The organism is Massilia sp. UYP11 (assembly GCF_050434805.1).
Lineage (GTDB): Bacteria > Pseudomonadota > Gammaproteobacteria > Burkholderiales > Burkholderiaceae_D > Telluria.
Genome location: NZ_JBNDJE010000039.1, coordinates 1 through 11,539 on the forward strand (window position 1 = coordinate 1; position 11,539 = coordinate 11,539).

8 protein-coding genes and 1 pseudogene are annotated in these 11,539 nt (G+C 60.6%); 8 read left to right on the forward strand and 1 reads right to left on the reverse strand.

Annotated elements, in window-relative coordinates:
* Window positions 1-977: 977 nt before the first annotated feature.
* From ABIB38_RS23670 to ABIB38_RS23690, 5 genes are all read left to right on the forward strand, one after another.
* Window positions 978-1,307 (forward strand): hypothetical protein, encoded by a 330-nt coding sequence (locus ABIB38_RS23670; RefSeq protein ID WP_005670903.1) that lies wholly within the window; start codon window positions 978-980, stop codon window positions 1,305-1,307.
* Window positions 1,308-1,370: 63 nt separating this feature from the next.
* Window positions 1,371-2,687 (forward strand): TolC family protein, encoded by a 1,317-nt coding sequence (locus tag ABIB38_RS23675; protein ID WP_005670905.1) that lies wholly within the window; start codon window positions 1,371-1,373, stop codon window positions 2,685-2,687.
* Window positions 2,684-4,273 carry an efflux RND transporter periplasmic adaptor subunit gene (locus ABIB38_RS23680; RefSeq protein WP_005670907.1) on the forward strand — a complete coding sequence of 530 codons (1,590 nt, stop codon included), beginning with the start codon at window positions 2,684-2,686 and terminating at the stop codon, window positions 4,271-4,273. Before ABIB38_RS23675 ends, ABIB38_RS23680 begins: the two co-directional genes overlap by 4 nt.
* Entirely contained in the window at window positions 4,270-7,437 is a 3,168-nt protein-coding gene (locus tag ABIB38_RS23685) for an efflux RND transporter permease subunit (protein ID WP_005670908.1), read from the forward strand. Before ABIB38_RS23680 ends, ABIB38_RS23685 begins: the two co-directional genes overlap by 4 nt.
* A 220-nt stretch (window positions 7,438-7,657) precedes the next feature.
* The gene (locus ABIB38_RS23690; RefSeq protein ID WP_184236228.1) at window positions 7,658-8,101 is read left to right on the forward strand and encodes a hypothetical protein; all 444 of its coding nucleotides are present in this window, start codon (window positions 7,658-7,660) and stop codon (window positions 8,099-8,101) included.
* 296 nt (window positions 8,102-8,397) lie between these two features.
* Here ABIB38_RS23690 and ABIB38_RS23695 read toward each other — a convergent pair whose 3' ends face one another.
* Entirely contained in the window at window positions 8,398-8,535 is a 138-nt protein-coding gene (locus ABIB38_RS23695; protein WP_429207216.1) for a hypothetical protein, read from the reverse strand.
* Window positions 8,536-8,703: 168 nt separating this feature from the next.
* On the opposite strand from ABIB38_RS23695, the pseudogene ABIB38_RS23700 reads away from it, so the two are divergent.
* From ABIB38_RS23700 to ABIB38_RS23710, 3 genes and pseudogenes are all read left to right on the forward strand, one after another.
* A pseudogene (locus ABIB38_RS23700) lies at window positions 8,704-8,937 on the forward strand (IS6 family transposase); the annotation flags it as partial.
* 366 nt (window positions 8,938-9,303) lie between these two features.
* Window positions 9,304-10,389, forward strand: coding sequence for an AAA family ATPase (locus ABIB38_RS23705; RefSeq protein ID WP_005670918.1), 1,086 nt, complete (start codon window positions 9,304-9,306; stop codon window positions 10,387-10,389).
* Window positions 10,390-10,395: 6 nt separating this feature from the next.
* Window positions 10,396-11,499 carry a hypothetical protein gene (locus ABIB38_RS23710; protein ID WP_429207218.1) on the forward strand — a complete coding sequence of 368 codons (1,104 nt, stop codon included), beginning with the start codon at window positions 10,396-10,398 and terminating at the stop codon, window positions 11,497-11,499.
* Window positions 11,500-11,539: the final 40 nt, after the last annotated feature.

Below are 11,539 nucleotides of genomic sequence, written 5' to 3' on the forward strand. Positions count from 1 at the left end.
ATCTTGAATTCCTCTGTGTACCGCTTACCGCTCATATCTTCTCCTTGTGCCCGATATTATGGCTCAGGAGTGTCTACGATAGTCGTGGCGATTCACATCGTGGCGGTCGCTCCAGCCGTGGCGGGAAATGACCAGTGAAGGAGAAAGTGGCTTTTGGCTTGGCAGTTACAGCCGAATCTTGCACAGCAGCGAGGCTGAAAACTGGTGGAGGCGCATAGCTACCAATACAGCACCCGGAACATGTTCCGCAATTCGCGCCCTTGTGACTACGCATGCGCTCACAATCGCCAGACGCAGCGTCGTCTCCAGAGGTGACGATATCACTAAGGTTCGCCGAGATTTCAGGCGTGGGATATACAACTTGTTGAGCGCTGTCGGGGTCAACTTGATGATGCGCCATGCTACAAGCGAACTGCGCGACCCCGGCGATACTCTGTATCGGCAGGGTCACGAACAATAGGCAAAGCAAGAAGGTTTTTAACCGGTGGTGCATATGGCAACCTTAGCATGGTCATCGAACACCATTCCACACGTTTCGCACGGGCACCAAGCACGCCACACTCGACGGGCCACTTGTTCGAATGCGATGTAAAGCTGCTTTGAGTCAATCGGTACTTGCCTAAGCGAACACGCAAGGTAAACACAACGTTCCCTACTGCGGTCGCGTTACACCTTGAAATCGTCGAACGAGACGTTGCGGTCGTCTATTCCCTTCGCGCGGCATTCTGCATGTAGCGTTGAGCATTGCTGGAGGGCCGCATAGGTAACATTCGAGCGAGGTGGGGGAAGGCCACATCCGTGTTAAGCGAAGATCACGACTAGTCGGCTGCCTAGTTAAGAAGTGAGACTTTTCTTCATCCGTCTCACGTATCAAGCTGTGAAATACGGCTAGAATGTCACGGACCGCCGTTACCTTTCCAAACCCGATGCGACGCTCCTTCCCCGCACTGTTCAGATGCATTGCACTTCTCCTCGTCATGACCTTCATGACGTCGGGCATGGCGATGGCATCGTACGTGTGCCCGGAGATAGTCGGCAAGCAGGCGCCCATGCAGATGATGGATGGGGAGCTCTGCGCCGGCATGGACATGGAGCGCCCCGTCCATTGTGCCGAGTTCTCGGCTGACACCAAGGCGTCCGTCGACCACCATAACCCGGCTCCTGCGCTGAGCCTGCTGTCTCCCGCCGGCCTCGTTCGGATCGTCGCACCCGTCTCGACGCTTGCGGTCTCCCTGCCCTGGCTCGGCGACCTCCCCGCGCCGGACGCTGACCCGCCCTACCTGCGAACTCTGCGTATCCGAGTCTGACCACCTCCCGTCTGGCATGTGCCCGGCCAGTTGCCGGCGCTCGTTTTCATTCGCGGAGGATGTATGTATTCTTATCTCATGTCACGTCATGGCGTGCCGGCCAAGCCCGCACGCCTTGGCCACGCTCTGGTCGTGGCCTTGTTCCTACTTGTTCCGAGGGGCGCATCTGCTGCCCCCGTTGGGCTTTCCCTGAACGAAGCCCTGGCACTTGCAACGTCCGTTTCGTCCTCAGCAAAGGCGGCACAGGCCTCGGTCGCCTCAAGCGAGCATGCTGCCGCGCGCGCGGACCAGTTGCCCGACCCTACCCTGAAACTGGGCATCGATAACCTGCCCGTAACGGGCCCGGACCGCTTCCGCCCCAAAGCCGATTTCATGACAATGCGCCGGATCGGCATCGAACAGCAATGGGTTTCCCGCGGCAAGCGGGAGGCCCGGACGCAGGTGGCACGCCGCACGGTCGAGGCCGCCGAGGCGGCGCATCTCGACAAGGTCGCGAATATCCGTGTCGAGACCGGAAAAGCGTGGCTGACCGTGCTGTACAAGCAGCGAGCGGTCGGCCTGTCCAGGTCGATTGCGCACGAAATGGAAAGCGAACTTTCGGCCCTCCAGGCATCGCATCGCGGGGCCAAGGCCTCGGCCAGCGACGTCCTTCAGGCAAGAGCCGAGCTCGTGCTCAGCGGCGACGACGTCGATGCGGCCGAGCAGGACCTGCAGACCGCGCTCCTCCAGCTGCGCCGCTGGACCCGCACCGACTCCAGGGCCGTGTCTGATGAGGGGCCGAATCTGGACACTGCGGCAACCCGCTTGGCGATGTCGAACCTGGAAAGCATGCATCCGGCCATCCTCGGCGCACGCCGCGCCGTCGACCTGGCCGACGCCGACGCGGGCGCGGCCGTACAAGAAAGCCGGCCCGACTGGTCATTCGAAGCCGGCTTCGCCCAGCGCGGCGGACAGTTTTCAAACATGGTTTCGTTTGGCGTCAGCATCCCCTTGACCATCCACCGGGCGCAGCGCCAGGACCGCGAGATCGCGGAGAAAGCCGAACTGGGCACACGGGCAAGGCTGGAGTACGAGGAGGCTTTGCTCGAGACACGGTCGGCTATCGAGGCCCAGTTGGGGCAGCTCGAGAGCCTGAAGCGCCGCATCGCCCGGCTCGAGAAGGAACTGCTGCCGACGGCGGCACGGCAGGTCGAGACCGCGCTGGCCGACTATCGCGGCGGGATGGGAACGCTGACCTCGGTATTCAAAGCCCGGCGTGCCGCTCTCGCGCGCAGGCTGCAGGTTAATGCGCTCGAGCTGGAGGCCGCACTGGTGTGGGCGGGACTGGAACTGCGCCTGCTTCCGCAGGACTTGGCAAGTGCCGGGAGGACTGGCAAATGAAGCGCTCCCTTGCAACGAAGACTCTGATCCTTACTGCTGCGGGTGCCCTGATCGGGTATGGGGGCTACTGGCTGGGCGCGAACAGGTCTCCAGGCGGCTCCGGCGGACACGGCGACAGGAGCGCGCCGGCCACCGCCTCCCCATCGGATCCGGGCAGGCGCGTCCTGTATTGGCACGATCCGATGGTTCCCGGAAAACGCTTCGACAAGCCCGGGAAAAGCCCGTTCATGGACATGCAGCTGGTCCCGGTGTACGCCGACGGCGGTGAAACGACCGGGGTCAGGATCTCGCCGACCCTCCAGCAGAATCTCGGTATCCGGTTCGCGACCGTGCGGCGCGAGGTAGTCACCGAGTCGCTCGATCTGGTCGGCACGACCCAGTTCGATGCCAGCCGCGAGGAGGTCATCCAGAGTCGTACCGCCGGCTACATCGACAGGCTTCACGTTCGCACGCCACTCCAGCAGATCAAGCGCGGTCAGTCCGTCGCTTCGGTATTCGTCCCGGAATGGATCGCCCCCCAGGAGGAGTATCTTGCGCTCAGACGGGGCGGCGACACAGCGCTTGCCTCCGCCGCTCGCCAGCGCATGCGCGCACTCTCGATCCCCGACTCTCTTGTCGCGGAGCTGGAGCGTACCGGGCGTGTGCAGACGCACCAGCTGCTCACCTCCCCCGTTTCCGGGGTCGTCAGCGAACTCGGGGTGCGTGAAGGCGCCCAGGTAACACCGGGCATGACCATCGCCAAGGTAGTCGGCATGCAAACCGTCTGGCTGCTTGCCGAGGTGCCGGAAGCCCTGATCGGCTCCGCTCGAGCCGGCATGCGGGTGAGCGCGACGGCGGAAGGCAATGCCCGGCAAACCTATGAAGGCAAGGTGCGTGAAATCCTGCCAGGCGTGAACGCCGCTACCCGGACTGCCCAGGCCCGCATCGAACTGGACAACCGCGACGCATCACTGATGCCTGGCATGCTGATGCGCGTCCGGCTGAGCGCTGCTGCAGCACAGCCGCGCCTGATGGTTCCGACCGAGGCCGTGATCGCATCGGGTACACGTTCCATCGTACTGGTCGCTCAGGGCGACAGCCTGCGTCCTGTGGTCGTGACAACCGGCCGCGAGATCGGGAATGACACCGAGATCCTGAGCGGCGTGGACGAAGGCCAGAAAGTCGTCATCTCGGGGCAGTTCCTGATCGATTCCGAAGCGAACCTGAAATCGGTCCTCCCCAAGTTCGAAAGTGAAATGCCGGCGGCACCCACCAATGGCGGCGGGGCCCAGACGCCTGCACCCAACCGTATGGACGCCATGAAGAAGTCGCCGAACGCCGCTGCACAGCCAGACAAGCCAGGCAAAGCGGCAATGGTACATACGGCGGTCGGCAAGGTGGAGCAGGTCTCGGAAGATGCCATCACGCTGTCGCACGGGCCCGTCCCGACACTGCAATGGCCGCCCATGACGATGGATTTCATGAAGCCTGCGCCTGATGCATTCAAGGACATCCAGGCTGGCCAGACCGTCGAATTCGACTTTGTCGAGGGTGCCGATGGCTACCTGCTCAAGCGGGTCGTGGTAGCGAAGGACGGCAAGCAATGATCGCGCGCATCATCCGCGCGTCGATCGCCGCCCGGGTCTGGGTTCTCCTTGCCGCCGCCCTGCTAGCGGCATGGGGCGTCCACTCGCTGCGCACGACCTCGCTCGACGCCCTGCCCGACCTTTCCGACACCCAGGTCATCATTCGCGCCCAGTTTCCCGGCAAAGCGCCGCAGCTGGTCGAAGACCAGGTGACGTATCCATTGACCACTGCCCTGCTGTCCGTGCCCGGAGCGACCTCGGTGCGGGGGTACTCCTTCTTCGGCGACTCGTTCGTCTACGTGCTGTTCGATGACGCGACCGACCTGTACTGGGCGCGCTCGCGTGTGACGGAATACGTCAACCAGGTACAGAACCGCCTTCCCGCCGGCGTGCGGGCCGAACTGGGACCCGACGGTACCGGCGTCGGCTGGGTATTCGAGTATGCGCTGGTCGACAGGACCGGCCGGCACGACCTCAGCCAGCTGCGCGCCCTCAACGACTGGTTCGTGAAGTTCGAGCTCAGGACGGTGCGCGACGTCGCGGAAGTCGCCAGCATCGGCGGCATGGTCCGGCAATACCAGATCGTCCTCGACCCGGACCGCTTGCGCGCGTTCGGCATGTCACACACCTGGGTGCTCGATGCGGTCGCTCAGGCCAACCAGGAATCCGGAGGCTCCGTCGTCGAAATCGCGGAAACCGAGTACATGGTCCGCTCGCACGGCTACCTACGTTCTCTGGAGGACTTCCGCAACATCGTCTTGAACGCGAACGAAGCCGGCACGCCGGTCCTACTGGGGGACGTCGCCTCGGTGCGCCTGGGGCCCGAGATGCGGCGCGGTATCGCCGAGCTCAATGGCCAGGGCGAGGTCGCCGGCGGCGTCGTGATCATGCGGTCCGGGAAGAACGCACTCGACACCATCGACGCCGTCAAGGCCAGGCTCGAAACGCTCAAGCATTCGCTCCCGGAAGGTGTGGAGATCGTCACGACCTATGACCGGTCGACGCTGATCTCGGCATCGGTGGCGAACCTGGGGAGCAAGCTCGTTGAAGAGTTCATCGTAGTCGCGATCGTGTGCGCGGTCTTCCTGTTCCATGTGCGTAGCGCGCTCGTGGCCGTGCTCACCCTGCCCTTGTGCGTGCTGGCGGCATTCATCGTCATGCGCTACCAGGGTGTCAATGCGAACATCATGTCACTTGGGGGCATCGCGATCGCCGTAGGCGCCGCTACCGATGCCGCGCTCGTCCTGGTCGAGAACGTCCACAAGCACCTCGAGAGCTATGCGGAAACCAACGCGGCCAGCGCGCCCGACGCCAGGACCCGCTGGGAAATCATTGCCCAGGCATCGGTCGAAGTCGGGCCGGCACTGTTCTTTTCGCTCCTGATCGTGACCCTCTCCTTCATCCCCGTGTTCGCGCTCGAAGCCCAGGAGGGCAAGCTGTTCTCGCCACTTGCCTACACCAAGACGTACACGCTTGCGGCGGCCGCCGGACTGGCCATTACCCTGGTTCCTGTACTGATGGGCTATCTCATCCGGGGCCGGATCCCGAAGGAGTCCGCCAACCCGATCAATCGCCTGCTCATCAAGGGTTACCGCCCGCTGCTCGACGCCAGTCTCCGGCACCCGAAAACCACGCTGGGTATCGCCATGATCGCGCTTCTGCTGACGGCCATCCCTATCTCGCGGCTGGGCGGCGAGTTCCTGCCGCCCCTGAACGAGGGCGACCTCCTCTACATGCCCTCGGCCCTGCCAGGCCTGTCCGCCGCAAAGGCAAGCGAATTGTTGCAGCAGACCGACCGCTTGATCAAGACAGTGCCCGAGGTGGCGACCGTTTTCGGCAAGGCGGGTCGCGCGGAGACCGCGACCGACCCGGCGCCGATGGAAATGTTCGAAACGACGATCCAGTTCAAGCCGAAGGACCAGTGGCGGCCGGGTATGACCACCGAAAAGCTGGTGGAGGAGCTTGACCGCATCGTGAAGGTGCCTGGGCTATCGAACGTGTGGGTGCCGCCGATCCGCAACCGCATCGACATGCTCTCCACCGGTATCAAGACGCCGGTAGGCATCAAGGTTTCCGGGCCGGACCTGGGCCAGATCGATAAGGTGACGACGGCCATCGAAGCCGCCGTCAAGACGGTCCCCGGCGTCAGCTCCGCGCTTGCCGAACGGCTCAGCGGCGGCCGCTATATCGACGTGACCATCGACCGGCTGCGCGCCGCGCGCTATGGCATGAGCGTGGCCGACATCCAGACGGTCGTATCGACGGCGATCGGTGGCGACAACGTGGGCGAAGTCGTCGACGGGCGGCAGCGCTTCCCGATCAACGTGCGCTATCCGCAGGACTACCGCGATTCGGTTCAGGCCTTGCGCGAACTGCCGGTCGTCACCGCGCGGGGCGCGCAGATCCGCCTAGGCGACGTGACGACGATTGTCGTGATGGACGGGCCTCCGATGATCCGCAGCGAAAACGCGCGCCTGTCCGGTTGGGTGTATGTCGATGTCCGCGGTGTCGACCTTTTGACTGCCGTTCGCGCAATGCAGGAGCGCGTCCGGGAAAAGGTCACGCTGCCGCCGGGTTATTCCGTCGGCTGGTCGGGACAGTTCGAATATCTCGAGCGCGCTTCCGAGCGCTTGAAGACCGTCGTCCCGCTTACCTTGCTGGTCATCTTCCTATTGCTATACCTGGCCTTCCGCTCCACGGCGGAAGCGCTCCTTCTGATGGCGACCGTGCCGTTCGCACTCGTCGGCGGGTTCTGGCTGGTCTGGCTGCTTGGCCACGCCGTGTCCGTTGCAACTGCGGTCGGGTTTATCGCGCTCGCAGGGCTCGCGGCAGAGTTTGGTGTCGTCATGCAGGTCTATCTGCGCAATGCGCTCCAGAGCCGGCTCGATGCCGGGCGTGCTTTGACCAGCGAACTGGTGATGGAAGCGATCACGGAAGGTGCGCTCCTGCGGGTACGTCCCAAGGCGATGACGGTTGCAGTCATCGTGGCCGGGCTGCTTCCCATCATGTTCGGAAGCGCGGCCGGCTCAGAAGTCATGCAGCGCATTGCGGCGCCGATGATCGGCGGAATGGTCACTGCACCGCTGCTGTCCTTGTTCGTCATCCCGGCAGCGTGGCGTCTGTTACACGAACGCTCCCTGCATGAAGCGCGCAATGTTGGTGCCTCATCGGGAGATCACAACTAAGGATATGAAACTGTAGGTAGTGCCGGTGCGCGGCCCTGTGCATGGGACGCGTACCGGGCTGAATCACTGCAAGATCCCGTCGTCCGCTGGCGTCCTGGAAAGCACGGATTTGCTATTTGGTCAACGCAACCGGTATACTGGTTCCGAATGAAACATCTGTGATTGTCGACGCCTCTCGGTGATGCAATAATCGATCACGCACAACCCTGGGACTCCGTTCATGCTTACAGCCTTGTTGTTTGCCGCCGCCTTGACTACTACCGTTATCGTAAGCTCGGACGACAGTTACCACGTCCCGCAGATCGAGCGTTCGATACTTGAGGGTAAGTGCCAAGACCGTGAACTCAAGCTCACCGAGCAGCGCGGCAAGATGACTTTGGCGGTCGACGGCGAAACGCGCGACATCAGCGGCAGCACCTTTGCGAAAAGCTACCTCTCAGGCAGCTACCTCGGGCGCTTTACGATAGCGTGCCGCAGAGACAATCAGGGCTTCTCGCTCAATTTCTTCGGCGTAGAGGTTCCAAAAGACGGCGTCCCTAGCCCCGCGGCGGGGGCGATCGGCTACGACTCGACACTGTCCGTCACATCGGACTCAGCTATTACCCGGCAAGAGATCGACCTCTACCAGTTCAATGTGAAGCGAAACGGATATTGGCTTCAATAGTTTTGCTTGCCATGGCATCGTGCTGTTCCGAGAAGTGCCGCCGATTCTTGAAGCCACTGACCTCTTCCGTGGCATGCACTACCCACGTTGCTGTAGCGTCCACAAACTGTTTCCGAAGCACTACGAACGCTAAGGGCGCCTGTCTGGTAGTTAACGCTAAGTAGTCACCCAAAATTCATCGTGAGTTTGCTCCCGAAGCCGCTCATCAAGGACTGAACCTCATCAAGCAGATCTGTGCCGTTCTTGGCAACGAAGCGGCGCCAGTAATGGTTGGCGCGCTTCCACAAAATCTCGATTCAATTGAGTTCAGGGCTATAGGGCAGATACAAGCCATCCTTGGCCCACTGGCTCCGCTTCTTGTTTATATGGTCGCCCTTGTGGATGCTGGCGTTGTCAATCAAGACGATTCGTGGGACCTCGTGCAGCTGCGCCACAACCTGGTCGAAGAACGCGATTACATCATCGTTCGGAAAGTTTACTACGCAGATCGTTAAGGAGAGAGAGTTCGTGTGAGCAGGAACTCGGGGGTTATATACGGTTCTGTCGAATTAACGGAACCGCCACTGGGATCGGGTAGACTTTTACGCCCAAGCCTGTGAACGATGACCAGGCTCCACTTCGAAGGAATGCGTTTCCTGATCGGCGTCATCCTGGTGCGCATCCGTTAATATGCGGCTTACCCGCTGAGCTACCTGCACATTGGAGAAGTGATGGAAGAGCGCGGCGTATGGGTTGACCATTCAATCATCAATCGGTGGGCGATTCCCTTCCTCCTACTCATCGAGAAAATGGCTCGCAAGCACAAACGTCCGATCGGCAGCCGTTGGTGTATGGACTGCGCGACAATCGCAACCTCAGCGTATCGGTACGCGTCGGGGTAACGCGCGATATGCCCGATGTGTACCTGCCCGTGCATGTGCCTGCCACATTCTGATTTCATTGCGCCACCGTCCAAGCGGTGGCGATTCATCATTTGTTCTAGCAGCCTTCGATGGCCTTCTTTACCTGCTCACGTGCTGACACGCATCAGACATTATTATCATTATGTCGGCTGATTCCATCACGGCTCCCGCACTAGTTCGCCCGCCACACCGTCCCGTCCCAGGTACGGTAAAAATTATGGCTTTGGTGGAAAGATTCGTATAAAATCGACGCATAGAGATTTTCCAAGTGTCGTAACTAGTTGATTGATAAGGATTGTCATGGAAAGTTTCCCGAGAAAAGAGTTGGTGAAGGTGGTTCAATCGGGAATGACCGGTTCGCGTAGCGCGTTCGCGCTCGCAGTTGGCCGGTTTGCTTCAAAGCTTAAACAAACCGACTTGGCGCTAGCCCAAGAGCTTGCGCAGTTCCTCTCTGTTGACAATGTCATGCGCGGCGCCGGGGACTTCGTCCCGACGCCAGTAGATGCCGATTCGCGAATGGAGCTTGTAGAAACCATCTTCCCAGTGGTTTTGCCAAAACGGCCTGTCTTTAGCAACACGGTTGACGGCGTGCTGTCAGGCGTGATGAAAGAATGGCGCAGCCTCGAACTGCTAATGCAGGAAGGCTTGGCGCCGGCAAGGATGTTGCTATTTTGCGGCAAGCCTGGCGTCGGCAAGACGCTTGCTGCGCACTGGTTGGCACAAGAACTCAAGTTGCCTCTGCTGACGTTGAATCTGGCGACGGTCATGAGCAGCTATCTTGGGAAAACTGGCAACAATGTACGCGCTGTGTTCGATCATGCAATCTCTCGACCATGCGTCTTGCTACTCGATGAGTTCGACGCGATCGCAAAGCGGCGCGATGACGACAGCGATGTCGGCGAACTCAAGCGCTTGGTCAACGTGCTCTTGCAGGCCCTCGACGACTGGCCAGCGAACTCGCTGTTAATTGCGGCAACGAATCACGGTGAACTCCTCGACCCTGCAGTGTGGCGCCGGTTCGATCACGTCGTCCAGTTCGAGCCCCCTTCACCGGAGTTGATTGTGGAGTATTTGCAGGATCTGCCGATGGGCGAGAACATCCGCCGGAATCTGGCTGCCCTGCTGCACGGGGAATCGTTCAGCTCGATCGGCCACCTCATCCATTCGTCTCGTAAAACCGCCCTCCTCGAGCAATCGGCGCTCGTACCGATTCTGGTCAAGAATGCCTTGCAGCTCAGGATGAGAAAAGGCGACATGGTTAAACCGCATGAAGGCGAGATGCTTCTGTTGCATCTGGAAGGCCTATCGCGACGGGAAATCGCATCTCGGCTGGGGAAAACCCATCCTACAGTGAGCAGTGTCATCAAACGTTACCTCGGGGAGTAATCAGGAATGGCGGCAACGAACATCATTTTGGGATACGGCGAGACGCTCACGCAGCCTTTCACGCTCAAGCGCGGATCGGGACTTAAAAAGTACCCGTATAACATCGCGCAGCAGCGAGAATTCTTGGGCAAGCAACTTGATCTGTTATTGCACACCCATCATGCACAGCCGCCGGCGCTCAAGCCTCGCGGCGAGTCCGTTGCCAGGTTTACGTTACATCCTGCCTTCCTCGCTAAAACACATCATCCCAATAACCTGCTCAAGGCAAGCGGCTTGCGTTGCGTGGGAAGTCGCTCAGCTCGCGTAGTGCCGCGCGACGTCGCAAGCAGCCGCCAACGTGCAGGTGAAGCGACCTTCACCGCAGCTTTGTATGTCGCAGGTACCGAGGTAGCATTCAGTAAGTTGAAGAGAATGCTTTTTTCGGAAGAGATTTCCGAAACGCAGCAGAAGGCACTCTGTCGATTCGAACTCCTGGAGGAGTTCAGCGCTGCGGACAAGAACTTCGCCAGGAATTCGGATCAAGCGCTGGCCTCTCTTGAGGTTGTCCTGCATGCCGCTGTCGAAGATGCCGACATCATCAAAGCGTTCGCATCCTACGTCGCCTCGCTAGGTGGAACAGCTGAAGTATCACGTGCGCTGAGCGTATCTGCCCTGACATTCATTCCAGTGCGCCTGGCGGCCGCTAAAGCGCAGGATCTGGCAGCGTTCCAATTTGTGCGGGCGGTGCGGGTGATGCCGTCATTACGTATCGGCGGCAGGGACATGCGTAGCTCGAGCGTCGTCGCGCCTGCTTTAACTGAGCAGCCGGCGATCGACACCAAGCTGAAGGTTGCAGTGTTCGACGGCGGCATCGGTCACACCGACCTGGGCCGGTGGGTACAAGAGACAATCTTGCCAGGTGCAGAGACGACCTCGGCGGCCTATCTCAATCATGGCAACGGTGTGACCAGCGCTCTGCTGTTCGGACCACTTGACGAAGATAGCGAGCAGTTCCCGCGCCCTTATGCAGACGTGCATCACTACCGCTGCATCAGCCCGTCGTTGCAGCTTTCCGATAAGGCCACCTCTAAAAACCTCGGCCGAGACGCCTGCGGCTGGGTAAAATCCTGACATCGAACCAAGCCAGCGAGTGCCGTCATGATGAAACCCC

Bases quoted from the DNA above. Each gene is read 5' to 3' on its own strand.
- ABIB38_RS23675 (WP_005670905.1), top strand. From the start codon at position 1,371: ATGTATTCTTATCTCATGTCACGTCATGGCGTGCCGGCCAAGCCCGCA.
- ABIB38_RS23690 (WP_184236228.1), top strand. From the start codon at position 7,658: ATGCTTACAGCCTTGTTGTTTGCCGCCGCCTTGACTACTACCGTTATC.
- ABIB38_RS23685 (WP_005670908.1), top strand. From the start codon at position 4,270: ATGATCGCGCGCATCATCCGCGCGTCGATCGCCGCCCGGGTCTGGGTT.
- ABIB38_RS23705 (WP_005670918.1), top strand. From the start codon at position 9,304: ATGGAAAGTTTCCCGAGAAAAGAGTTGGTGAAGGTGGTTCAATCGGGA.
- ABIB38_RS23670 (WP_005670903.1), top strand. From the start codon at position 978: ATGACCTTCATGACGTCGGGCATGGCGATGGCATCGTACGTGTGCCCG.
- ABIB38_RS23710 (WP_429207218.1), top strand. From the start codon at position 10,396: ATGGCGGCAACGAACATCATTTTGGGATACGGCGAGACGCTCACGCAG.
- ABIB38_RS23680 (WP_005670907.1), top strand. From the start codon at position 2,684: ATGAAGCGCTCCCTTGCAACGAAGACTCTGATCCTTACTGCTGCGGGT.